A 22,248-nucleotide genomic window follows, 5' to 3' on the forward strand; every position below is an offset into this window, starting at 1 on the left:
TCGACCTATTCGTGCGGCCTCCACCGTTACGATGCACGCACTGTGAAATGCTGCTCGCAGGCCGCCTTCAGCAAAATCTGCCAAAGTAGTGCTAGTCCCTTCGTACAATTGCAGGCTCAGTTCCGCCGGCTAATCTGTCGTCATGTTCGTTCACGACAAAGGCACAAACCGAAAGACCATGCTTGTAGGTCTGCTATTCTGTATTGCCTTTGTATTCGTCAGTTTCTTCGCCCGGCCCCACGTCGGGAATGACCACGTGCTCGTCAAGGCTGACCGCCTCACATTGACGGCTGGAAAACCTTTCGCTGCACATTAGCGTCGCTGGAGACCTCGAAGAAGTGGGTCGGGGTACAGGTGCGCAAGTTCCACGCCTACAAATGGCTCGACGCGCGGGATGCCCGCAGAATGCGGCGCAAACACCGCCAAACCGCCCCATAGGCGCCGCGTTTGGAGCGGAACGGGCTCGGATCTCGCTGGTTATCTTCCCGGAGCCAGCGAAAGGAAAATGCAAATGCGCAATGATAGCAGCAGGACGGAGTTTCCCCCGGCGGGAGAGCCGAAGGACGACCCGAAGCAGACCCTCGGAAAGACCATGGAGGAGCTGACCGACGAAGCGGATAAGCACCTTTCCGAGAAGGAAAAGAAGAGCGGCGCGAGCATCAAGCACGCCCCGCCTGGCCGGAGCGATATCGTTCCGTAGTTCATAGTTAAGTGCCAAGGAGGAAGCCGCCGCCCGGAAGGGGCTGGCGGCTTTCGTTCGCGCGTACTAGGGCTGCGCTTGGGTTGCATGAGCAGGCGCGTGCGCGACGGGCCTATGATGCGTCCCCCGCCCGCTGGCAGTAATTAGGACCAGAACCACGATGAGCGCGACCCCAATAACCCAGCTTGTCTCAATGCTGGTCATAGTGCTCGACCTCCTGAGGTATGCAGTCGGGGCATCATGCTGCGCCCTGTCATCAATAGCAACTTGCAAAGCGTCCGCTCACGCGCGCGTATTCGGGGCGGCTGAGGTTCGACACCGCAGGGCTCGCTAACTTTGGGCAGAGGGGTCGCCCCGTGCTCCCTTTATGCTCGTTTCGAACCTTTCGATCATCGCTCTGTAGTCTTCTGCGAGCCTGGCGAATGCCTTGCGCTTGTGCGGGTCGGTGGCGAGCCTGCTAATGAGGGCGCAATCCTCAGCATCGTCTCTCATCTTTTGGAGCCTGTTCAGGATGTCCTTCATGGAGTGGACCTCATATGTGCCTTAGCTGGGGGAACTACCTGCAAGCCATATACCACTCGAGTTTATGGAGGGTGATCTTAGGTCGGCGTACGCTCGTAAGAATTGGGAGCTTATTAAGAAACTATCCGGCCGTGGTTTTGCACGCCTGATTTGTTCTTCAGGAACGTAACGAGTCGAAAGCGGGAACGACTACGCACTTGTCACGATGCGTCAGTATCAGGCGCGCTCAGCGCAAAAAACCCGCCACCAGTCGGCAGCGGGCTTTGTACGCACGAATACTGGCCCTCTCGGGTTGAGTTCAGATTCTCACAGTCGGGTGAATGCAAAGTAAAGGCTGAGCGCTCACCTACCAGCGCGTCGAATGGCGCGGTCGCTAGGACAAGCGTCCTAAGAATTGGGACTTTCCCTCACTTTTGAGGAAAAGTCCGCCGCGCGCGTTCACCGGACCAGGCCGCCTTCTGATAAAGATCTGTATTTTCAGGCAGCCTTCGATTTACTGGTCCACCGTGTTCGGCCGCAAGCTCGTGACCAATATGATGGTGTCATTTCCAGGTAGCGTGGCGCGCAGCTCAGCTACTTTGCGCTCTCCGATAACCGGATCGGCTTCGTAGCTCGCGTGAACCGCGCCTGTCGAAGCGGGCGCCACACGCTGTTCGATCTTCGATATCCGGGCGTCGATGCTCTGCAGGCTCATTGTGTCGTCATCCTTTCCAGTCGCTCAAGACGTTCCGCCAGTTCGGCCGTTTCGAATGCCTTCACATAGGCCTCAACCAACTTTCCGATCTCGCCGGCATCGGCGGGGGTGATCTCACCATTCGCTACCGCCGACAGGACGGCAGAAGTCACGGCCGCAGCGTCGCCGGCGCTATTGATGGAGGGCAGGTCGAACGTCACCGGGCGGTCCTTCCGAGGCGGCAGAATGCGGTCCATGCATAGCCGTAGCGCTGCCATGTCACCACCCAATGCCAACTCCACGGCTTTACTCGTCAACGCCTCGGCCTGACCATCCAGCAGGGCTTCCAAGGCGATAGTAGTCGCATTTCTCGAGCCCTTCGGTCGGCCAGCGGGATTGCCGGATTGCCCGGGCTTGAAGCGCGTCGGGTGTTTTTCGTCGCCGGTCGTGGTCAATTTGCCGCCCCAAGATAAGCCGCACCACAGACCGTCCACAGGAATGGAAGAATACCATCTCCAAGCTCGCGATTGACGGCTGCCCGCATAAACTCATCGATGATGTCCGGGCGTCGGTAGAAGCGGGCAATCTCCATGATCCCCCGTGCTTCGCATTCGTCGGCTCTAAATTCACCCTCGGAGAATCCCAGCTGCCTGACTGCATCTTGGCTCAGTGGATCGGGAGCCCGACTATAAATTGCCTTGCAAGAGAGTGCGTCGATAAAGCCGCTCTCCACGGGCCCGCAACCAACATTGCACATGCAGCCCACAACATTCGCAATGAAGCCCAGTGATCCGTGACTGCGAGCAAAAGCAAGGGCCGACTCGAAATGACAGCGACCCGTCGAATAATCCAGTTCGGGATATCCAGACCGCTCTGGAGCCCAGAAGTTGAATTGTCCCAACGAGTCAGATGGCACGCTCGGGATTGCCCGCACGAATGAAGGCGCGGCCGGTTCTCGATCGATAAACAGTGGCGAAGGGTCACGGATCATCCTAAAATCTCCCGGCATGAAAGCTGACCACAATCCGCTGGCGCCGAAACAGAACGACAAGCTGCCGTTCTGGAAGCAGACAATCACGTTGCCGCTGGTGTTGTGGGTGCTGCTTCACGTCGTGCTGACGGCATGGTTATCCTACCTCTATATCAGCACGGAACTTGAAGAAGGGCAGATCACACCTCGCGATACAGGCGGAGCATGGCTGTTGTTTCTCGTGAGCTTCGCAATCGTTGCCTTCTGCCTCGCAGTCGTCCGCAAACTCGGTGAACTAACGCTCCGACCATTTCGGCGCCGTCAGCAGCGCGTTCGGCGCGAGCGATAGCGGCAACTGGATCGGCCGCGCATTCGCGGCGCGCGTCGTGCCCAGATTACTCAGGATTTCGATCAACCTCTGCATCTCGGGCCCTTTGGTCGTCAGCAGATCGGCAATCCCTTCCCGCGTCCGGCTCATTCCCTGATTGCGAACATAGTTCAGGCCGCCGCGACCCGCCGCGTGAACCAGACCCGTCACCGACGTTTGAAGTGCATTGTCCGCGCTTGGCGTCGCCGTATCCTTGATCAACTCTCCGCGCACCGCCGTGCGAGAGTTGTTGGCGACGTTGGTCTTGATGTTCTGGAAGTGCGTCTCAGCCGCGATCCGCTTCTCGATCTGTGCCAAAGCATCACGCCCGAAGATGGTCGAGATCTTCTGACCGTTCTGCTCGGTATCGAGAAAGCGCCTGGCCGCCGCGCCGTCGTTGCGCGCGGTGTCGATGACGCGCTCGATCTCCCGGCGCATCGCTGCCTTGACCATCGTCTGTTCCGGCAAGCTCATGTCATTGATGCGCGCCACGAACTGTTCCGGCAGCAGGCCGTTCTGGAAAGCCTTGCGGCCAAAATCAGCCGCGTCCCTGACTTCGAACTTGGTGGCGGACAGCTTGCGCGCCAGCGCATACCCGCCGGACGTGACCTCGTCGAGATGCTTCAGCAGCGCGTTCTTGGCGGCAACGAGGCCGCCCATATCCGCGATTTCCTTGCTGTTCAGCTTCTCGATACCGCCCTTGCCTTCAAGGCGCTCGATGCGGGCATCGATCGACTTCTTGACGTAGTCCCAGAACTGAAGGCTTGGTTTGATGTCGTGACCGTCGCGATGAATGGACAGCATCCGCGAGGCGGACTGCGGGGCCTTCTGGAACAGGTTCTTCACCTCCTCGCCGTAGTTCTTGGCGAGCGAGTAGGCATCCAGCATCGCCTGCCGGATCACGGGGCGCTCAGACAGCTTTTGAAGCCCGTCGTCCCAGATCGCGGGATGCTGCGACATGACCCGCTTGTATTGCGGCGAGGCCAGCGTATCCACAACACGCTTGACGCGCGCCGCCGTGTTTCCGCCGAACTGTCCGGTGCGGCCCTCGACCGCATCAAGGACAGCATTCTGCCCGCGACCGGGTTGTGCCGCGATGGCTTCGGCCCGGCCGCCAAGCTGCCGGCCCATGTCCATCAGCATCGCCTCGGGGCCAAGCTGGGAAGCTTTGGCGCGCACAGCAGCGGGCGTCAAAGCATCCTCCGCGATGCTGTCGGCAACACGGCGCACAGCGCCGGCTGGGGCGCGCGGCTGCCCGGTCATGGCCGCGATTTCCTGGCCGGCGGCATTGGTGGCGCCGTAGTTCTTCACGCCCGCCATGGCTTTGCAGGCTGTCCGAAGCTGGGACACGTTGTTCTTCTTCGCCGCTCATCAATGAGTGAATGTGCTGAGCTACCCGCGTGGCGGCAGACACCAGCGCGGAATCGATCTTGTGAATGTAGCCTTCCGTCACGCTGCCGGCCGAATGTCCGAGCAAGGCCTTGATGGTCGGAATCGTGAAACCGAGGTCTTCCGCCGTCGAGCTAAACGAGTGCCTCAAGCCATGAGCGGTGATCCCGGGCACCGCATCGCCTGCAATTTTCTTCACCCACCGCGTCAAGCCCCTATGATGTTTCGAGATGGTCGTAATGGCGGGAAAAACAAACTTCGATTTTGATTTTGCGGAAGCTGACCTGATGACGTCCAGGGCCGCCGCCCCGATCGGGCGAACGCTTTCGCCGGTCTTGCTCGTGCGCAGACGCAACGCCATTGCTGCGGCGTCAACATCCGCCTTTAAAAGTCCTTCAATCTCATCCAGACGGCAGCCGGTAAGGGCTGCCAGCCGAGTAGCCATGACGGGTTGCCAATTGGCTCCCTGCCTATCTGCCTTGCGGAGACATTCGCCGAGCGCTCGATAGCCGTCGTCGTCCAGCCGCCATTTGCGCTTCTTATCCTTGGGCCGGACCACGCCGGTGGCGGGATTGTCGGTGCGATAGCCTGCCTGCACGGCATAGGTCAGGATGCCGCCGAGAAGACCCTTGGTGCGGGATGCCGCGCCGGCCCCGCCACGGGCGATGGCACGGGATCGTTTGGCTGTCTCGATCTCGCCGGCCGTCTTTCCACTCGTCACGTCCTGGATAAACTTGCGAATGTCGGTCGATGTCAGGTCTTTCACTGTGCGCTTGCCGAGAAGCGGAATGATGTGCCGCTCAATACGCCCTCTGTCGGTATAAAGGGTAGAAGCGCGCTTGGTGTCCCCGCGGTGAGTGAGGATCAAACCCCGCTCAGCCTTATCGAGGTACTCCCGGCACAAGGCCTCCATCGTCATTGCGCCGCGCTCCACCTTCCGATTCTCGGCGGGATCAGCACCCTTGAGAACGTCAGCCAGGCTGATCTTGGCCGCCTTGCGGGCTTCCTCCACCGTCAGAACGCCATATCGCCCCACCGTGAGTCGCCGGCTTCGGCCATTGGCGTTGCGATACTGAACGAGGAAGGACTTGGCCCCGCTCTTCTTCACCCGGAGGCCAAACCCAGGCAATTCGTCATCCCAGATAAAGAGGTCCGCCCCTACCGTGTCGGCGGCATCGACAACTCGTTTCGTGATTTTGACCATTTGGCGTCGGGTAAGCAGCGGGTAAGCAGGAGGCGGTAAACATGGGCAATTTTCAGAAATTGTATGAGCCCACGGAAACGCCGATAAACACAGTATTTCCTGCGCGCATCAATCTCAAGTAAAAATGGGTAAGCACGGGAAAAGTGTTTGTTGCGGCCCTCTCAAGGCTGAAACAGGGGTTCAATTCCCCTAGGGAGCGCCAATGAAATCAGTATCTTGATGAAGCTCGGCGAGAATCCTGCCCGGTAGCATCGGCTCGGGACTTGCTACCATGGTCCTCATGGCGTTGCTCGCGTGTTCGTCGCCGGTCTGATGGTTGGCCGCACATCCGAGTATCGCGGCAAGAAGATCGAAGCGCGGGAAGATCAAACTGGCGCTGCTCGCGCTCCTTGTCTTTCCGGCATCGCTGTTTGGCTTCGCGGCTATGGCGGCGGTATTGCCGCCCGCGCTTAAGGGGCTTCTCAACAAGGGGCTGCACGGACTGTCGGATGTCCTCCCTTCTCGTTTACGGCCTCGGCGGCCCCGTCGCGCCGTTCGTCGGCATCAAGCTGATCGACATGGCCATCGACGCCCTCGGTCTTGCCTGAGAGGCAGGTATGCGATGAGCACGCTCGTGCTATCGGCTGCGCTCTTCGCGGCTCCTGCCATGGCACAGGATGTTGTGCCCACCGGGTCCACATCTGATGCACCAATCTGTACGGATCGGCCCACCAAGTCCAACTTCGCCTGCACCGTGCCAAAGGGGATGGTGCAAATCGAGGCTGACACCTTCAACTGGCTGAGAACCACCGCTGCCGGTATTCGCACCGACTAGCTGCTGTTCACCAACCCGACGTTCAAATACGGCCTGTCAGACAGCAGCGACATCCAGCTGAACGGGGTGCCCTTCACCCAAGTGCGGACGCGTGATGCCGGCGGCAATGTCGCCTCCGTCTCGGGTTTGGGCGACATGACCGTTCGCTTCAAGCAGCGCCTGACCCCCCTCGAGAGCGCCTTCCAGCTTGCCAGCTTGCCATCCTGCCGTTCATGAAACTACCCACCGCGCGCACCGGCATCGGCAGCGGCAAGGTCGAAGGCGGTGTTGCCGCCCCGATCAACTACAGCGTGCCGGACGGCTGGACCGTCACGCTAGGTCCGCAGCTCGATGTGCTGGCCGATTTCGACGGCCGAGGCCGGCACCTTGGCGTGACAGGACTGGTGAACATCGCCAAGCAGTTCGGGCAATTCACCCTGTACAATGAGATCTGGACCAACCAGAATTTCGATCCTACCGGCACGGTACGGCAATATAGCTACGATATTGCCCTGGCTTGGCTGCCGCACCCGACGCTGCAGATCGATGTCGGGCTTAACATCGGTCTCAATCGCAACACGCCCGACGTTGTCAGCTACATCGGCATCTCCACCCGCTTCTGAGGAGATTGCCATGCAACCTTGTGGATAACGGGATGACGGCACCTTGGTGACGCGACGACAGACTCATCCGAATCTGCTCGGATCGATGTCCGAGGCTGTTGTGCGGTTGTCCCCTTGAACACGCCTCGAAGTCGCGTTCAACCATTTAACCCTTAGAGGACATTATGGCCAAGAAAGCGAAAAAAGCGGCGAAGAAAACAGCAAAGAAAACCGCAAAGAAAAAGAAGAAGTAGGCTCAGAGGCTCGGGCGGATTTTGCTCGCCCAAGCCTTCGATGACGGCGCATGATCCGCCACGATTGCGGACGAACATTTTTTCTTGAGTTGGAGCAGCGAGTGATCGAAGCGGATCCCTCGCCTTCCATTTCGTATGACGTTTTCATGTGACGCTATCAAAAGGTTTGATTCATGCCGCGCCTGGCTCTCGCTGTTGCCGCTGCCATCGTCATTCACTTGACGCCGAGCCTGACCGCACCGGCCGCGGCTGCGGCGGGCGATGTTGCCAAATCGCACGATTATCCCGGTATCGGCCGCTTCAAAGGCAGCGTCATCACCGGCTATGACGTGAAGGATTTCGACGCCGCAACCCTGCAGGCCGCTCCGTTCAAGGACGGCAAGGCCACCGACCCGCGCAGAGTGGAAGGCCGTATCTCCCGTATCGCTTACCGCACGGGGCCTGGTCCCTCGATTCTTGAAGTATCCCGCAATTTCGAGAGCCAACTGGCAAACGCCGGGTTCGAGACGCTGCTCGCTTGCGATGTCGAGGCCTGCGGTGGAATTCCATTCAACGAGACAATCGGCGCGCTGCCGATACCGCAAATGTGGGTCGACGGCTTCGACTACCGCTACTATGCCGGCAGGAAGGTCGAGAATGGGCGCGAGACCTATGTCAGCGTGCTGGTCAGCAAGAACAACGACGACATCTTCGCGCAGCTCACCGTCGCCGAACGCGACGCGATGCAGAACAAGATGGTCGATGCGGCTGCGATGGCCAAGGGGCTCGGCGAGAGCGGGCACATCGCGCTCTACGGCATTTACTTCGACACCGACAAGGCCACGCTCAAGCCGGAGAGCCGGCCGACCCTCGACCAGATCGCGAAGCTCTTGAACGGCCAGCCGGAGCTTAGCGTCTATATCGTCGGCCATACCGACAGCCAGGGCACACCGGCCCACAACCTCGACCTGTCGCGCCGCCGCGCCGAGGCCGTCGCCGAGGACCTCGTGCGTACTTACAAGATCGCCAAGCCCCGGCTCAACACCGCCGGCGTCGGCTTCCTCGCCCCGGTCGGCTCCAACGGCACCGACAGCGGCCGCGCGCTAAACCGCCGGGTCGAACTGGTGCAGCCGTAGAGCCAGTCCGGCTTTGATGAAATCAAAGCCGGACTTTGTTTAACGCGTTTTCTTGACGCGAACCGGTATCCACTTCGCTCGAAAACGCTGTCCCTACTGCCCGGCCAGCTTGTCGGCGAAAAGGCCGATGGTCTTGCGATAAACCTCGGAGCGATTCCATTCGCGCATCGCCTCGAAATTGGCTGAGCCCTCGTGATAGTCGCCACCGGCCTTCCAGCCGTTGACCCTCAACAGGTTCGCCGTCGAAGCCAGCACGTCCGGCACCGAATGCCGGAGATCGACATGGCCGTTGCCGTCGAAATCGACGCCGTACTTGATATAGGACGAAGGCAGAAACTGGGTCTGCCCGATCTCGCCCGCATAGGCCCCGACCATGTCGCCGAGACGCAGGTCGCCGCGCTGCAAGATCTTGAGCGCCGCCAGCAGCTCGTGCTGAAACAGTTCGGTGCGCCGGCAATCATGCGCCATGGTCGCGAGCACCCGGAACACCGGCAGCTTGCCCATATCGCCACGGCCGAAATCGGTTTCCAGTCCCCAGATCGCGACGACGATCTCCGGCGGCACGCCGAATTGCTTCTCGATCCGCGACAGCAGCGAGCCATTACGCGCCAGCATCGCCTTGCCGCCCTTGATGCGGCCGCCAGTGACGCGGGTCGCGGCATATTGCTCAAAACTCTTGCGGAAGGTGCCACGCTGGCGGCGATCGAAATTCAGGACCGCCTGATCCTGCTGCACGCCGCCAAGCGCCTGCGAGATCACGTTCTGCGAGATGCCATCCGCCGCGGCTTCCCGCGACATCGACGCCACGAACGTATTGAAGTCGCCGCCGCACTGCGCGGCGGAAACGGCGGTCGATGCGAGGGGGGCGGCGAGAAGGGCGGCGGCGAAGGCGATGGCGAAACGGGTTTTCATTGCAATCCCTTTTGCTGAATCGTCGCGCGTTATAGCATGACTATGGCAACGCGATGATTAACGACCGCGCACGCGGCACTTGCGCCGTTCGCGCCAGAAAAATTCGCGCCGGCCTTCGGGCGTGCAAAAATACCCCTATTGTTTAGCGGCGCGGGGACGCCGTCGTCGTGATCCCGTTCTGCGCTCTCGTAAGAGGGCGCGCGGAACGCCGGGTGCTCGATGCACCCATGGCCCCGTGTGCAAAAAATCAAAGCACACGAGTGTCGTCGCCACGGTCACACCGGAATCATCCGGCGTTCCGCGCGCGATGGTGTTAACGGCTTGCTGCGCGAAAACCCCAGACCGCCGGCCCTGAGGTGACGATCACTCCAGGGGTCTTGCACCTCGCCGCCGCTCCGGTTGAGGGAGACGGCCGCAAGGCTGCCCCATGGCGCAAGGCGATGCGCCGGGATATCGCGCGCTTGGCCGTTCGCGCCCGGCATGGTCGTCAGTCTCATCTCACTCGCGAGGTTACCCCCGCGCGATCCGAGACATCGCACGCCGCGCGCGCCCACCGCATCCCGCCCCGCAGACCGTGACGATCGCGAGCCGCCCCTCTCAGTGGGACGGGATGAATGAGAATATAATCCTAGATGCGTATCCAGTCAAGCGAAGAAGGAAATATTCCCTTTTATATTGTCGAACTACATTCGTCATAACAAATGGCGCTTTAGAACTTCCTTGGATTTTTTGCCCCCACCAAAAGTTCATCGGTGGGTTGGATGAAAAACGTCATGGGCACGCTTGATAGATGCCGTTCTGAGTTCGACATCAGAAGCAGCCGGTTGATGGTGTTGTCCTGAATGCCTTCGGGCGGGAAGGCGCACGAGATGCGGCCTTCCTTTATGGGTACGCCTGATTTCTTGAGATTCACCTGAGCTGCCTTGTGCGTCTTGGCGAACCTGCCAATGAGCTGCGCTTCCCTATTGGGCTTCGCTCCACGCTCATCGAGATTCGAGAGATACTTGAAGAGGTCACGCATCAAGTTCAGGGAGCCCGCGCATGTCTTTTTCAGACCGTGGTTGACAACATCCGTCACATTCTGCGGGAACGCGAACTTGGCAGCGCCAATGTCACTTGCGAGCGTGGCAAGTCCGGGCGTTGCCGTCATCACGCGTCGACGGATCGCCCGCTTCACTTCGCTCCAGCGTAACGGGCTGTCCGTGACGATGCAGGAGCCCGTCGCCTGGGCCAAGTACATCGTCATCTCGAAGTTCGGGGCTAGCTTGAACATAGTCACCTGCCCACCCTCTTTTTGCCCCATGAGGGAGCCTTCCTGGAGAACGGCTAGAGGGTCGAGCTCCCTTTTCCGCTCGGCGAAACGCATCGTCGCCTCGACTAGCTCTTCGGTCATATCTGGATTGAGCCTGCGAATTTCCCTACGCATCGCTTCCGGCGAGATCAGCATCAGACTGCGCATATAGTCCTCCTCCATCTGCTTCTTGATGCGTGGCTCCTTGTCTGGATCAAACCGCATGCCGGAGGTCCGCCCCCGCGCCATGCTCATCATCTGCTCCCGCAGATGAATATCGAAATCGCAGGGGTCCGGTATGAGGTTGACCAAGCCGAATTGCACGAGCGGCATTACATTGCTGAAAAACATTATGGTCTTTAAAAATTCCTGCCGGTAGTGCCTTGGGTTCTCGGTCGGACGGTACTGCTTCGCCATCACTCCGGAATGGATGAACGGATGCGCAACGATCAGTTCTCCAAAGTACAGCGGCGCCGCCAAAGCGAAGTCGGTTATCGACGAAGGGTGGATGGACCCGGTGTAGACCGCGCGGGCGACGCCGTCCGGCTTCGGCAACAGCGCAAGCAAATCCGTCTCCAGCGGCCAAAGGGCCTCGTACAGGAAATAGATTTCCTTGATCTGATCATCCGTTAGTTCGCGGCGGATTTGAATCCAATCCTTCGTCCCGTCGAGCTTAAGAACCTTCTCGATGCGTTTTGTAGCATGAGGTTGCGTTCGCGGATGCTTGGCTCGCTCCACAAGGGACGCAGCGCTTCGGGCTTCGATTGGCAGCACGCCTTGAACGAATTCCCCGACCCGCACCCGCACACGTCGCCGGGTCGCACTGGCTTCTCTGGTGGCTTCTTGATCAAGAATTCGCGCGGCTTCTCAGTCCTTCCGAACTCGTCCTGATAGTGTACGTCACCGCTCTCGTACTTCACGAACATCTCGCCGCCGAAGTGGAACAGCTCATCCCTCGGAGGCAGGAACGTTTTCTGTAGGTCGCCCCATTCCTGCGAGACTATCTTTTCCGGATACAGCCACTCCTTGCGGCCAGCGCCGATGAAGCGCTTCGCGCGGGACTTGAGGACGAAATTGACCTGCGCAACTTCCTGCGCAGTCAGCTTTCTAGTGCGAATGAAGGCGTCAATCCGGGTCATGGACCGCCGATAGTTTCGCGCGAAGGTCCTCTTTTCGAGCGGGCTAGTGTTCGGATCCTGCGCGTATTCCAGGTTCGAGAGGATCAGGCATTGATCGCGATTGAACGGGAAGATCGTCTGAGACGCCCTTAGCGCGATGCCGGGGTCGAACGGATACGCGCTCAGCTTGTCCTTCGGAGAAACGGCATGATTGTAAATCGTGATGGGGTGGTCGCTGATGATGAACTTCACGTCAGAACTTTCAGCAGAGACAATCTCGCGCACCCCTCCGACCCAGATCGTGCAGTGCATCATGCGAATACCCTGCATCTCGTACATCAGTTCGTTCTGCGATAGTTTGGGATACTGAGACTTCAGCCAGTCCAGCCCCTTCGGGGTACGGATTTTTTGGATATCAAGATACTCGAAAAGGGTTTGGAAGTGCTTGTGCCATTCGCGCACGTCGGTGCCAGAAAATGCGCGCACAGCCTTCGAGCCCCTGCCGTCGATATCACCGAACAGCTGTCGCTCGATCTCGTCGTTGACCGACGTTCCGAAGAAAGTCGAATATAAATCCTTATGAAAGAACGCTTTCGAGGTCGGCGTATCGTTCCATGCGCCGTTCTGAGTTATCACTCGCCCGTCCGGAAGTACCTGACGTTCCGGCGTCATGTCTACATAGGCAAGCGACGAGCGGCCAGGTTCGAAGAACCCTTCTTGGTACCATTGCGGTACGTAATGATTATGTCTCGTGACCGACATCCCCACGATTCGCTCGAGATTGCGACGCTCAACGCAGTAACATTTGTTCCGCAACAAGTCCTACTTGAAATCCTCAGACCGAGAAGCGGCAAGAGGTGTGCGCCGCACTCTGCAAACTGCTCGTGTGTCTCGAACGTCTCCCACGAATCCGCTAATCTCCCCGCATGACCACGCTCGAACTCTCCCCCGCCTCTGCCTCGACCGCCTACGACCTCTACTACCTGCAGAACGGCAAGCACTTCTTCTGGCGCAATCCGAACCACGGCGTGACGCTGATCGACGATCGGCGCGACTCCGCTATTCTTTGGCAGCCCGAAAAGGGAGAGGCTGGTCGGCAGCTCTGGACCGACATCGTCTCGGTGAACATGACGTCCATGACTAGCGGCAAGGATATCGTCAACAATTGCCGCATCAATTTCCGCGATGGCCGCTTTCTCGTCGTCACCGACGGCGGCCCCTCCGGCGAGGTCGATCACGACCGCACGCCGGTCTATCGCGACTTCGTGCGGGCCATGCATCTTCGGCTGGCGCAGGCGCCTGCGGGCACCATCGCCTTCAATGCCGGCGCATCCGCAGGACGCCACCGGCTCATGATGGCAACGGGCATCATCGCCGCGCTGTTCTTCGTCGGCACGCCACTGGTGCTGGTGTTCATCGTGCGCGATTGGCGCGTGCTGCTCACGCTCGCAGCCGGCGCGGCCTTCATCTGGCCGTTCTGGAAGGTGATCGAGGCCAATCGGCCGCGCAGCTACGACCCGCGCCAGCCGCCGGGCGAATTGATGGACTAATAGCGTTTTCGAGCGACGTGGAATCCTGTTCGCTCGAAAACGCTATTGAAGCAGGCCCTGGGTTTCGATTCAGGAACCCGACGCCGCTGCGCTCGCGCCCGCCACGCGTTGCGCCGCAGCGTGAAAACCAGCCTCGACGTCGCGCGAGAATCCGCTATGCTCCGCACATGATCGAGCCTGCACCCGTCATGGCCTCGATGGCCTATGACCTATATTACCTGGTGAACGGCGAACGCTTGTTCTGGCGCAGCGCGGGCCATGGCGTGTCGCTGATCGACGCGGGGTACGACTCCGCCATCGCTTGGCGCAATCAGACCGGCGAGGCAGGCCGTCAGCTCTGGACCAACATCGTCTCCGTCAATATGCCAGACACCGACAGCAAGGATGCCGTCGACAAATGCCGCATCGATTTTCGCGGCGGCCGGTTTCTCGTCGTCACCGACGCGGGCATTAACGGCAAGGCTGACCGCGTCCGCGCGCCGGTCTATCGCGATTTCATCCGCGCGCTGCACGAGCGCCTTGCAGACGCGCCGGAAGGCGACATCCGCTTCACCGTCGGCGTCTCGCAGACGTATCGCAACGCGATGCTGGCGCTCGGCGTCATCGCGCTGCTGCTGTTCGTGGTGACGCCCGCGGTGCTGGTGGTGGACTTTCACGAATGGCGCGCGATCGGCCCGCTGACTGCCGGCGCCACGTTCATCTGGCCGTTCTGGAAGAAGATCGGCACCAACCGGCCGCATGCCTACGACCCGCATCATCCACCGGGCGAGCCGGACTAAGGCGTCGGGCGAGCGCAACACTTCGTGTTGCACGCGGCCCGACAAGCGAAAGCTAGTTGTCGAGGAAGCTCCGCAGCTTGCGCGAGCGCGACGGGTGCTTGAGTTTGCGCAGCGCCTTCGCCTCGATCTGGCGGATGCGTTCGCGCGTCACCGAGAACTGCTGGCCGACTTCTTCCAGCGTGTGGTCGGTGTTCATGCCGATGCCGAAGCGCATGCGCAGCACGCGTTCTTCACGCGGGGTCAACGACGCCAGAACGCGCGTCGTCGTTTCGCGAAGATTGCTCTGGATCGCAGCATCAATGGGAAGCACCGCGTTCTTGTCCTCGATGAAATCGCCGAGGTGTGAGTCTTCTTCATCACCGACCGGTGTTTCCAGTGACAGCGGCTCTTTCGCGATCTTGAGAACTTTCCGCACTTTCTCCAGCGGCATGCCGAGCTTTTCGGCGAGCTCCTCCGGTGTCGGCTCGCGGCCGATCTCGTTCAGCATCTGGCGCGAGGTCCGCACGATCTTGTTGATGGTCTCGATCATGTGAACGGGAATGCGGATGGTGCGGGCCTGGTCTGCGATCGAGCGCGTGATCGCCTGCCGAATCCACCAGGTCGCATAGGTCGAGAATTTATAACCGCGGCGATACTCGAACTTGTCCACCGCCTTCATCAGGCCGATATTGCCTTCCTGAATGAGGTCAAGGAACTGCAGGCCGCGGTTGGTGTATTTCTTGGCGATGGAGATGACGAGGCGCAGGTTTGCCTCCACCATTTCCTTCTTGGCTTGGCGCGCCTCGCGCTCGCCCTTCTGGACGCCCTGCACGATCTTGCGAAACTCGCCGATCTCAAGCCCGGTCAGCGCCGCGAGTTGCTGGATTTCGCCGCGCAATTCCTTGATGCGGTCCTTTTCGTGATGAACGAAATTTTTCCAGCCTTTCGCGGAGAGTTTCGACACCCGATTGAGCCAGCGGGGATCAAGCTCGGAGCCCTGGTAGTTCCGTAAGAAATCCTCTCGCGCCACGCCATGGCTGTCTCCCAGCCGCAACAGGCGCCCCTCGAACGAGACCAGTCTTTTGTTGATGTCGTAAAGCTGCTCGACCAGCGAATCGATGCGCGCCTGGTTCAGGCGCAGCGACTTCACCTCGACGATGATCTCATCCTTCAGCTTCTTGTAGCGGCGCTCCTGATTCGGCGAGAGCGACTCATTCTGAAGCTGGTTGGAGATGTCGGCTTCCTGCAGGCGGCGCAATTTCTTGTAGTTGTCGGCGATTTTGTCGAATGTTTCGACCACCTTCGGCTTCAGCTCGGCTTCAATGGCTGCAAGCGACATCTGGTTGTCGAAGTCGTCCTCCTCCATATCGCCTTCCGCCGCGGCCGCACCCGGATCCTTCTCGTCCAGGTCAGAGCCCCCGGCCGGCGCAGCGCGGGCGGCACGGAATGGGGTCGGTGACGGCGGTGCCGATGGGGGGGCGGTCACCGTGGATCCAACGCCATCCTCGCCCGAGGCGGCATCAGAGGCATCAGCCGACAACGGCTGGCCGTCGGGACCGGTCGGCGGCCCGAGCAATGCCGGGTTCATGCCGCTCTTGGCCTCGGGGCCGGCATAGGTCGCCTCGAGGTCAATGATGTCGCGCAGGAAAATCTTTCCTTCGTTGAGTTCGTCACGCCAGATGATGATGGCCTGAAAGGTCAGCGGGCTTTCGCACAGCCCTGCGATCATCGCCTCGCGGCCGGCCTCGATGCGCTTGGCGATGGCGATCTCGCCCTCGCGTGACAAGAGCTCGACGGTGCCCATCTCCCGCAGATACATCCGCACCGGATCGTCGGTGCGTTCGCCGGGTTCCGACTTCTTGACCTCGGTGACGGCCTTCTGAGTGACCTCGACCAACTCGTTGTCGGTCTCCTCGTCAGCCTCTTCCTTGTTTTCCTCCTCGCTGTCAGCATCCTCGGATTCCGACACGTTGATACCCATGTCGGAAAGCATCGACATGATATCCTCGATCTGCTCCGGCGAGGTGGTGTCGGACGGCAGCACCTCATTGAGCTGGTCGAAGGTGACGAAGCCGCGTTTTTTCGCCTGCTTGATCATCTTCTTGACGGCGGCGTCACTGAGGTCGAGCAACGGCGACGGCGCGTCCGCGACATCCTTTTCGGGAGCGTCGGCGGCCTTGTCGTCCTTTTCCTTTTCCCTGACCTGCAGCGTCTTTGCCTTGCTCGCCATTCACAGCTCCTGAAACGCACTCATGCGGAAACGCGCCCGCTTCCCCGTGACATCCGCGCCGCGCCCGGCGCTCTTGATCTGCGCCGCTCACGACGCACAAGGGCGGCGCAACCTCTCGCCACCCCGTCAACCCTCTCTCGAATGATCGTACCCGCGTTGGACTACGTGTCGGATGACTTAGCCTGCCAGCCCTTGACTTTTAATTAACCCTGTTTGCCGCCAAACCTCGGATTTGGCGAGTCTTTATCATGGTTCCGAGTGCCATCGTCCCAACATCATTTGTTTCAGACGATCCAAGCCCGGCGACGGATCCCATCCGCGCACAGGCGCATTCCCCTCCCGCAGGTTCAGCGGCGTTCCAGCGCCATAGGGTCCTTCACCGCTTCACGTAAATCGGTGAAGAGACCCTAACTTTTTGATTTGACGCGTTTTTTTCACGCGAACCGAATTCCACTTCGCTCGAAAACGCTATAAGAGTATTCCCTAAGTAAGAAGCGCTGCTGATGATACAAGCCGATCCGCTTGGTATCTGCGACCAAAATGGGCGGAGGTGACCGCGTTTTGTTCCCGACGGGCCGCAAACCCGCAGCAACCTGCTGTATTCCCTCATTATCTCTGTCCTTTTCGGCGTCTCTTTTCGTGCAGGATTCGCCGATTGGCGCCGGACAGCTCACGCGGCGAGATGCATCGTTCCGCCCTGGGGCGCCCAAATGCGGATGATGTCTTCCGCCCACTCCGACAACGCCACTCCCTCGGCGCTAATGCTTTCCTGTTCGGCGTGACCTTCCCGAACCAGATTTAGCAGGCGCGCGACGGCAGATTCGTCTCCTTCTCCGGCATCGAGCCTGGCCCGCTGGATGTCATCTTCCAGTTCATGCCAATGCAGGATTTTGATGAAGTGATCCGTGCATCCCGACACAAAATCGAGCGGCGGATCGCGACTTAAAATTGGAAAGCGCTCAACCAGCCGATGTCCGCGCGGTTTTCCGTTGCCCGCTTCGCCATGCACAGCTTGCAGCGTGTCATAAAATGCGGGTTTAAGCTTCGTCCAAATATCCGCGACAGACAGCTTTGCGTCGGTAACCAGCAGTTGAAAGAGACTCGTCAAAAAACCATCGAACTCCTCGGGAAAGTGTAAGCGCAGGACAGAATCCTGCTTGTCCTCGAGCAAATCAGGATACTGGACGAGCATCCCGAGAACGACCTTTTGCAGTCCCGACCGCTGCCCCTCGCCACGAAACTTGAGTTCGCTCCGAACGAATTTGGAGCTTGCTTCCTTATGATTGCGGGTCGGCCCCCGATTGACTTGCCAGAACAGGTTGGCGAGCTGCATCCGTGACGTTCTGAAGAACGCCGTGTTGACGGCCGGGTCCTGGATCGTCCGGACCAGCGTATAGAGCTTCTGTTCCAGCGCAGCCTGTTTGTCGGGCGTTCGAACGTCCTGACCGTCCGTCTCGCGCTGCCAGAGCACGTCCCACAGCGGCAAAGAGCCTGACAAAACGCTTCTGAATGCCTCGACGCCCTTTTCCCGGATCAGGTCGTCGGGATCCTTTTGTTCGTCCATGAACACGAAGCGGAAGGTCTTGCCGACACGAAGCAAGGGCAGGATTCTGTCAACGGAGCGATAAGCGGCCGCGACACCCGCGCGATCGGAATCGAAGCACACGACAGGTTCGGGAGACAGTCTCCACAGCGTAGCGATCTGCTCTTCCGTGAACGCCGTCCCCATGGTGGCGACCACGGCCTTGATCCCCGCCTGATAGACCGCGATGGCATCCATGTATCCTTCGACGGCAACGACCGAATTAGCCTCGTGCGCCGGCTGGCGCGCGCGATGAAAGTTAAAAACGATCGAGCCCTTGTGAAAGATCGAGGTTTCCGGCGAGTTCAGATATTTGGGCTGTACGTCCTTCTTGAGAGCGCGGCCGCCGAATCCCACGACGCGACCCCGCTGGTCGTGAATCGGAATGATGATCCGGTCACGAAAGCGATCGTAAGGAACGGGAATATCGTCTCCGGCAACCAACAAGCCGGCCTCGATCATGTCTTCGACAGGGACGCCTTGCGATCCCAGATATTCCTTCAATGCGAAGCGATCGGCGGTCGCGTAACCGATCCTGAATTCGACGGTGCTTGAGGAGATGATGGCGCGGTCCGAAAGGTAGCCGCGCGCCTGCGCGCCGATACGCGACGCGAGATTTTGCTCAAAAAACTTGGTCGCAAGCTCCATCACCTCGAACAGGGATTTCTGCCGCTGCTCCCGCTGCTCGTCTTCCCGTGAATTGCGCGGCAGCGGAAGCCCCGCCATCGACGCCAGCCGCTCGACCGCTTCGGGAAAAGAAACGCCTTCGGTCTCCATCACGAAGTCGAAGATGTTGCCGTGCTTGCCGGTGGAGAAGTCGTGGTAGAACTGCTTCTGGTCGTTCACCGTGAACGACGGCGTCTTTTCCTGCTGGAACGGCGACAGCCCCTTGAATTCGCGGCCCGCTCGCTTCAGTTTTACGCGCCGGCCCACGACTTCCGAAACCGGAAGGCGCGCCTTGACCTCATCAATAAAGCTGGGCGGAAAACGCATGCGCCGTCTCACTCAATCTCGGCGGCGGGTATAACTGCCTGCCGCCGCCCAGGCGAATCAGCTAGGCCCTTTTTAATATTGTACTACATATGTTCTCATACATATCCCCTGCTTCCCCACCTGTCCACAGACACCGGAAGTGAAATGATGTTCACAGTCTTCACCGCCGGCAACACCGGCGCCTGGAATATCCTGTCAATTGCTCCCGTCACCGGCGAAAGCCTCGGACCAGCGTCTCATCTGGAGATCGCGCCGAGCGCCTCGCTGGGCGGCGCCTCCCCGGCGCCGTGGCAGTTCCGCGGCTTCACCAGCCACGTGCGCTACGTCGAGCGCGCCGAGAAAACTGCGCTGACCTCGGTACAGGCTGGACTGGGACGCGCCGAGGCAACCCGAGCGGCACTCATTCCCATCAGAAAGTCGGCCGCGTGGTGGGATCTGACGCAGGAAGAACGGCGGAAAATCTTCGAGGATAAGTCGCACCATATCGCCGCCAGCCTCAAATACCTGCCCGCCATCGCGCGACAGCTCTATCACTGCCGCGATTTGGGCGAGCCATTCGATTTCCTGACCTGGTTCGAATACGCCCCTGAACATGCAACGATGTTCGAAGACCTCGTCGGCGTCCTGCGCGCGACCGACGAATGGACTTTTGTGGAGCGCGAGGTGGATATTCGATTGACGCGCGCAATATGACAGCACTTGAGGCGCGGACAATGGGCCAAGCGCTTGACGGGCTGCTCCGCGATGTCGAAATGGCGCTGATAACAGCGCTATCGTCCTAAGCGTAGATTTCTTGGGCTCATCCTCTTCGATTCGATGCTGTCACCAGCGTCCGCGACGAAGCGATCCGATTTTCGGCGCACCGGACGGATTGCTTCGTTCGCATGACGGATTCAGTCTGTTGACGCATTATCTAGATGCGTCCCATCAGAATCAGAATCAGCAGGATGACGATTACCAGGCCGAGGCCACCGCCGCCGTAATAGCCGGTGCCGTAAAATGGACCGCCGCCAATTCCGCTGAAGCCACCTAGCAGCGCAATAATAAGAATGATCAGAATGATTGTGCCAATGCTCATGTCGTCCCTCGCTCAGGCTCAGTTATGCATAAGAAACGCGATGAGGATGATCAGCGGGATCGGAATCCCGATTAGCCAGAGAAGAAGTCCGCGTCCGATTCCCATGTTCGCCTCCGTTTTAGTGAGGCAACAACGCGGCGAGCGGAAGGTCGTTCCCGAACAGGAACCGAACTAATATTGCCGCTGACATGGAACCAATTCAGCAAGGGCGCCTCGAAGCGTCGAGGCGAGCAATCGCCTTTGGAACGAAAGATCGGTTGGGAGTGAAAGATCAGCTTGAGCCGATCTCGTTATTTAGGTCAATGCGGCCTTCACGACACCGCTGGCCTTGCCGAAATCCATCTGACCCGCGTATTTGGCCTTCAGTGTGCCAATCACCTTGCCCATGTCCTTGATGCCGCTCGCGCCGGTCTCAGCGATCACCGCGGCGACAGCTGCTTTTACATCGTCGTCGGACATCTGCTTCGGCAGATAGGCCGAGATGACGGCGATCTCGGCGCGCTCCTGCGCCGCCAATTCCTCGCGGTTACCCTTTTCGTAGAGTTCGACCGACTCCTGGCGCTGCTTGATCATCTTTTGCAGGACGCCAAGCAAATCGCCATCCGCCAGCGGCGGCTTGCCCTGCCCGCGCGCCTCGATATCGGCGTTCTTGATCGTGGAGTTGACCATGCGCAGCGTGGAGAGCTTGCGCTCGTCCTTGGCCTTCATCGCCTCCTTGACGGCGTTGTTGATGTCATCGCGCAGCATCGAAGTCTCCCCTAGTGGTCCAATTCTAACATTTGCATCCCGTTGCGGCCGGGTTCTCGCAAATGTTCAGAATCAAAGGACCACTAGCAGCTATTAGGGTCCCAGTGGAGTTCTGAATTTGGCATTCGCTTGCCCGGAACCGGAGTTTGACGCGGTGCAGTAGCCGGGCTATGTCATGCGCTCATGACCCCATCGGAAAATGCTTCAGCTTGGCCGGACCTTGAGCCGACCGCGCTTCTCGTGCTGGCCGACGGGACCGTGCTCAAAGGCTTTGGCTTCGGCGCGGAAGGCCAGGCGGTCGGAGAAGTCTGCTTCAACACCGCGATGACCGGTTACGAGGAAATTCTCACCGACCCCTCCTACGCCGGGCAACTCATCACCTTCACTTTTCCGCATATCGGCAACGTCGGCACCAACGACGAGGACATCGAAACCGTGAACATGGCGGCGACGCCCGGCGCGCGCGGCGTCATCCTGCGCAGCGCCATCACCTCGCCGTCGAACTACCGCGCCGCCAAACACCTCGACGCCTGGCTGAGGGCGCGCGGCATCATCGGCATCTCGGGCATCGACACCCGTGCGCTGACCGCTTTGATCCGCACCCGCGGCATGCCCAACGCGGTGGTCGCCCATACGAAGAACGGACGGTTCGATCTGCATGGATTGAAAAAGGAGGCGCGCGAGTGGCCCGGCCTCGAGGGCATGGACCTCGTGCCGATGGTGACATCGAGCCAGCGCTACACCTGGGACGAAACGCCGTGGGAGTGGAGTAAGGGCTTCGGCCGGCAGGATGGCCCAGAATTCAACGTCGTCGCCGTCGATTACGGCATCAAGAGAAACATCCTGCGCCTGCTCGCCGGTGAAGGCTGCAAGGTTACGGTGGTGCCGGCAACCACCTCCGCGGAAGACATCCTGGCGATGAAGCCGGACGGGGTCTTCCTGTCGAACGGCCCTGGCGACCCGGCCGCGACCGGCAAGTATGCCGTGCCAATGATTCGAAAAGTGATCGAGTCGGGCACGCCGACCTTCGGCATCTGCCTCGGTCACCAGATGCTCGGCCTCGCGGTGGGCGCGAAAACCAAGAAGATGCATCAGGGTCATCACGGCGCCAACCACCCGGTCAGGGAGGAGACAACCGGCAGGGTGGAGATCACTTCCATGAACCACGGTTTTACCGTCGACGAGGCGACGCTGCCCAAAGGCGCGAAGCAGACTCATGTCTCGCTTTTCGACGGCTCCAACTGCGGCATCGAACTCGAAGGCAAGCCAGTATTCTCGGTCCAGTATCACCCGGAAGCTTCGCCGGGACCGCGGGACTCGCACTATTTATTCAAGCGCTTTGCCAGTCTAATGCGCGAGAACAAGTCGGCGTAGATTTACGCCGACTTTGCGTAGCCCAG

General features: G+C 59.7%; 21 protein-coding genes, 1 tRNA gene and 1 pseudogene. 10 read left to right on the forward strand and 13 right to left on the reverse strand.

The annotated features are described in order from the left end of the window. Nucleotides 1-511 precede the first annotated feature (511 nt). Entirely contained in the window at nt 512-700 is a 189-nt protein-coding gene (locus tag GGQ85_RS14510; protein WP_309775086.1) for a hypothetical protein, read from the forward strand. A 1,015-nt stretch (nt 701-1,715) separates the two neighbouring features. Here the strand turns inward: GGQ85_RS14510 and GGQ85_RS14515 are convergent. The 3 genes from GGQ85_RS14515 to GGQ85_RS14525 are packed head-to-tail and all read right to left on the reverse strand — an operon-like array spanning nt 1,716 to nt 2,886. Then, entirely contained in the window at nt 1,716-1,916 is a 201-nt protein-coding gene (locus GGQ85_RS14515) for a hypothetical protein (protein ID WP_309775087.1), read from the reverse strand. Next, nucleotides 1,913-2,350, reverse strand: a complete 438-nt coding sequence (locus tag GGQ85_RS14520) for a DUF5681 domain-containing protein (RefSeq protein ID WP_309775088.1) — start codon at nt 2,348-2,350, stop codon at nt 1,913-1,915. Before GGQ85_RS14520 ends, GGQ85_RS14515 begins: the two co-directional genes overlap by 4 nt. Next, a complete protein-coding gene (locus tag GGQ85_RS14525; protein ID WP_309775090.1) occupies nt 2,347-2,886 on the reverse strand; it encodes a hypothetical protein in 540 nt (179 codons plus the stop codon). The genes GGQ85_RS14520 and GGQ85_RS14525 overlap by 4 nt, the downstream gene beginning before the upstream one ends. Nucleotides 2,887-2,902: 16 nt before the next feature. Between GGQ85_RS14525 and GGQ85_RS14530 the strand changes: the two genes are divergently transcribed. Further along, nucleotides 2,903-3,214, forward strand: a complete 312-nt coding sequence (locus GGQ85_RS14530) for a hypothetical protein (protein WP_309775091.1) — start codon at nt 2,903-2,905, stop codon at nt 3,212-3,214. Here the strand turns inward: GGQ85_RS14530 and GGQ85_RS14535 are convergent. Further along, nucleotides 3,161-4,369 (reverse strand): hypothetical protein, encoded by a 1,209-nt coding sequence (locus GGQ85_RS14535; RefSeq protein WP_309775092.1) that lies wholly within the window; start codon nt 4,367-4,369, stop codon nt 3,161-3,163. The two genes, GGQ85_RS14530 and GGQ85_RS14535, sit on opposite strands and share 54 nt — an antisense overlap. Next, on the reverse strand, nt 4,290-5,825 hold the full coding sequence (locus tag GGQ85_RS14540; protein ID WP_309775093.1) for a tyrosine-type recombinase/integrase: 1,536 nt from the start codon (nt 5,823-5,825) through the stop codon (nt 4,290-4,292). The genes GGQ85_RS14535 and GGQ85_RS14540 overlap by 80 nt, the downstream gene beginning before the upstream one ends. 122 nt (nt 5,826-5,947) lie before the next feature. Here GGQ85_RS14540 and GGQ85_RS14545 point away from each other — a divergent pair. The 4 genes and pseudogenes from GGQ85_RS14545 to GGQ85_RS14565 all read left to right on the forward strand — a co-directional run bounded on the left by GGQ85_RS14545 (nt 5,948) and on the right by GGQ85_RS14565 (nt 8,589). Further along, nucleotides 5,948-6,027 (forward strand) — tRNA-OTHER (locus GGQ85_RS14545). Nucleotides 6,028-6,060: 33 nt separating this feature from the next. Next, nucleotides 6,061-6,321, forward strand: a pseudogene (locus GGQ85_RS20890) (potassium-transporting ATPase subunit KdpA); the annotation flags it as partial. Nucleotides 6,322-6,842: 521 nt separating this feature from the next. Further along, entirely contained in the window at nt 6,843-7,241 is a 399-nt protein-coding gene (locus GGQ85_RS14560) for a transporter (RefSeq protein WP_309775144.1), read from the forward strand. A 406-nt stretch (nt 7,242-7,647) separates the two neighbouring features. Beyond that, on the forward strand, nt 7,648-8,589 hold the full coding sequence (locus GGQ85_RS14565) for an OmpA family protein (protein WP_309775096.1): 942 nt from the start codon (nt 7,648-7,650) through the stop codon (nt 8,587-8,589). Nucleotides 8,590-8,682: 93 nt separating this feature from the next. On the opposite strand, the gene GGQ85_RS14570 is transcribed toward GGQ85_RS14565, so the two are convergent. The 4 genes from GGQ85_RS14570 to GGQ85_RS14585 all read right to left on the reverse strand — a co-directional run bounded on the left by GGQ85_RS14570 (nt 8,683) and on the right by GGQ85_RS14585 (nt 12,672). After that, a complete protein-coding gene (locus GGQ85_RS14570; protein WP_309775097.1) occupies nt 8,683-9,501 on the reverse strand; it encodes a lytic murein transglycosylase in 819 nt (272 codons plus the stop codon). Between the two features lie 275 nt (nt 9,502-9,776). Further along, nucleotides 9,777-9,998, reverse strand: a complete 222-nt coding sequence (locus GGQ85_RS14575) for a hypothetical protein (RefSeq protein WP_309775098.1) — start codon at nt 9,996-9,998, stop codon at nt 9,777-9,779. Nucleotides 9,999-10,210: 212 nt separating this feature from the next. Next, nucleotides 10,211-11,530: a hypothetical protein gene (locus GGQ85_RS14580; protein WP_309775099.1), complete on the reverse strand. Its 1,320-nt coding sequence runs from the start codon at nt 11,528-11,530 to the stop codon at nt 10,211-10,213. Further along, a complete protein-coding gene (locus GGQ85_RS14585) occupies nt 11,422-12,672 on the reverse strand; it encodes a DUF4238 domain-containing protein (RefSeq protein ID WP_309775100.1) in 1,251 nt (416 codons plus the stop codon). The genes GGQ85_RS14580 and GGQ85_RS14585 overlap by 109 nt, the downstream gene beginning before the upstream one ends. A 164-nt stretch (nt 12,673-12,836) precedes the next feature. On the opposite strand from GGQ85_RS14585, the gene GGQ85_RS14590 reads away from it, so the two are divergent. Both GGQ85_RS14590 and GGQ85_RS14595 read left to right on the forward strand, forming a co-directional pair. Then, the gene (locus GGQ85_RS14590; RefSeq protein ID WP_309775101.1) at nt 12,837-13,460 is read left to right on the forward strand and encodes a hypothetical protein; all 624 of its coding nucleotides are present in this window, start codon (nt 12,837-12,839) and stop codon (nt 13,458-13,460) included. Between the two features lie 188 nt (nt 13,461-13,648). Continuing rightward, nucleotides 13,649-14,239: a hypothetical protein gene (locus GGQ85_RS14595; RefSeq protein WP_309775102.1), complete on the forward strand. Its 591-nt coding sequence runs from the start codon at nt 13,649-13,651 to the stop codon at nt 14,237-14,239. 52 nt (nt 14,240-14,291) lie between these two features. Here GGQ85_RS14595 and rpoD read toward each other — a convergent pair whose 3' ends face one another. Beyond that, on the reverse strand, nt 14,292-16,448 hold the full coding sequence (gene rpoD / locus GGQ85_RS14600) for an RNA polymerase sigma factor RpoD (RefSeq protein ID WP_309775103.1): 2,157 nt from the start codon (nt 16,446-16,448) through the stop codon (nt 14,292-14,294). Between the two features lie 670 nt (nt 16,449-17,118). Continuing rightward, nucleotides 17,119-19,023: a DNA primase gene (dnaG, locus tag GGQ85_RS14605; protein ID WP_309775104.1), complete on the reverse strand. Its 1,905-nt coding sequence runs from the start codon at nt 19,021-19,023 to the stop codon at nt 17,119-17,121. Nucleotides 19,024-19,170: 147 nt separating this feature from the next. Between dnaG and GGQ85_RS14610 the strand changes: the two genes are divergently transcribed. Further along, complete coding sequence (locus tag GGQ85_RS14610; RefSeq protein WP_309775146.1) at nt 19,171-19,716, forward strand: chlorite dismutase family protein; 546 nt, start codon at nt 19,171-19,173, stop codon at nt 19,714-19,716. A 220-nt stretch (nt 19,717-19,936) separates the two neighbouring features. Here the strand turns inward: GGQ85_RS14610 and GGQ85_RS14615 are convergent, their stop codons facing one another. Both GGQ85_RS14615 and GGQ85_RS14620 read right to left on the reverse strand, forming a co-directional pair. After that, nucleotides 19,937-20,101 (reverse strand): DUF3309 family protein, encoded by a 165-nt coding sequence (locus GGQ85_RS14615; RefSeq protein WP_009798696.1) that lies wholly within the window; start codon nt 20,099-20,101, stop codon nt 19,937-19,939. Nucleotides 20,102-20,395: 294 nt separating this feature from the next. Then, nucleotides 20,396-20,848, reverse strand: a complete 453-nt coding sequence (locus GGQ85_RS14620) for a GatB/YqeY domain-containing protein (protein ID WP_079447491.1) — start codon at nt 20,846-20,848, stop codon at nt 20,396-20,398. A 183-nt stretch (nt 20,849-21,031) separates the two neighbouring features. Here GGQ85_RS14620 and carA point away from each other — a divergent pair, with 183 nt between their 5' ends. Further along, nucleotides 21,032-22,222: a glutamine-hydrolyzing carbamoyl-phosphate synthase small subunit gene (gene carA / locus GGQ85_RS14625; protein WP_309775105.1), complete on the forward strand. Its 1,191-nt coding sequence runs from the start codon at nt 21,032-21,034 to the stop codon at nt 22,220-22,222. Nucleotides 22,223-22,248: the final 26 nt, after the last annotated feature.

This window comes from Nitrobacter vulgaris, from assembly GCF_031453995.1.
Classification (GTDB): Bacteria; Pseudomonadota; Alphaproteobacteria; order Rhizobiales; family Xanthobacteraceae; genus Nitrobacter; species Nitrobacter vulgaris.

What these genes read in the sequence shown, in the direction of transcription:
- GGQ85_RS14510 (WP_309775086.1), top strand. Translation starts at nt 512, where the DNA reads ATGCGCAATGATAGCAGCAGGACGGAGTTTCCCCCGGCGGGAGAGCCG.
- GGQ85_RS14515 (WP_309775087.1), bottom strand. Translation starts at nt 1,916, where the DNA reads ATGAGCCTGCAGAGCATCGACGCCCGGATATCGAAGATCGAACAGCGT.
- GGQ85_RS14525 (WP_309775090.1), bottom strand. Translation starts at nt 2,886, where the DNA reads ATGATCCGTGACCCTTCGCCACTGTTTATCGATCGAGAACCGGCCGCG.
- GGQ85_RS14530 (WP_309775091.1), top strand. Translation starts at nt 2,903, where the DNA reads ATGAAAGCTGACCACAATCCGCTGGCGCCGAAACAGAACGACAAGCTG.
- GGQ85_RS14535 (WP_309775092.1), bottom strand. Translation starts at nt 4,369, where the DNA reads ATGGACATGGGCCGGCAGCTTGGCGGCCGGGCCGAAGCCATCGCGGCA.
- GGQ85_RS14540 (WP_309775093.1), bottom strand. Translation starts at nt 5,825, where the DNA reads ATGGTCAAAATCACGAAACGAGTTGTCGATGCCGCCGACACGGTAGGG.
- GGQ85_RS14565 (WP_309775096.1), top strand. Translation starts at nt 7,648, where the DNA reads ATGCCGCGCCTGGCTCTCGCTGTTGCCGCTGCCATCGTCATTCACTTG.
- GGQ85_RS14570 (WP_309775097.1), bottom strand. Translation starts at nt 9,501, where the DNA reads ATGAAAACCCGTTTCGCCATCGCCTTCGCCGCCGCCCTTCTCGCCGCC.
- GGQ85_RS14575 (WP_309775098.1), bottom strand. Translation starts at nt 9,998, where the DNA reads ATGAGACTGACGACCATGCCGGGCGCGAACGGCCAAGCGCGCGATATC.
- GGQ85_RS14585 (WP_309775100.1), bottom strand. Translation starts at nt 12,672, where the DNA reads ATGTCGGTCACGAGACATAATCATTACGTACCGCAATGGTACCAAGAA.
- GGQ85_RS14590 (WP_309775101.1), top strand. Translation starts at nt 12,837, where the DNA reads ATGACCACGCTCGAACTCTCCCCCGCCTCTGCCTCGACCGCCTACGAC.
- GGQ85_RS14595 (WP_309775102.1), top strand. Translation starts at nt 13,649, where the DNA reads ATGGCCTCGATGGCCTATGACCTATATTACCTGGTGAACGGCGAACGC.
- rpoD (WP_309775103.1), bottom strand. Translation starts at nt 16,448, where the DNA reads ATGGCGAGCAAGGCAAAGACGCTGCAGGTCAGGGAAAAGGAAAAGGAC.
- dnaG (WP_309775104.1), bottom strand. Translation starts at nt 19,023, where the DNA reads ATGCGTTTTCCGCCCAGCTTTATTGATGAGGTCAAGGCGCGCCTTCCG.
- GGQ85_RS14610 (WP_309775146.1), top strand. Translation starts at nt 19,171, where the DNA reads ATGTTCACAGTCTTCACCGCCGGCAACACCGGCGCCTGGAATATCCTG.
- GGQ85_RS14615 (WP_009798696.1), bottom strand. Translation starts at nt 20,101, where the DNA reads ATGAGCATTGGCACAATCATTCTGATCATTCTTATTATTGCGCTGCTA.
- GGQ85_RS14620 (WP_079447491.1), bottom strand. Translation starts at nt 20,848, where the DNA reads ATGCTGCGCGATGACATCAACAACGCCGTCAAGGAGGCGATGAAGGCC.
- carA (WP_309775105.1), top strand. Translation starts at nt 21,032, where the DNA reads ATGACCCCATCGGAAAATGCTTCAGCTTGGCCGGACCTTGAGCCGACC.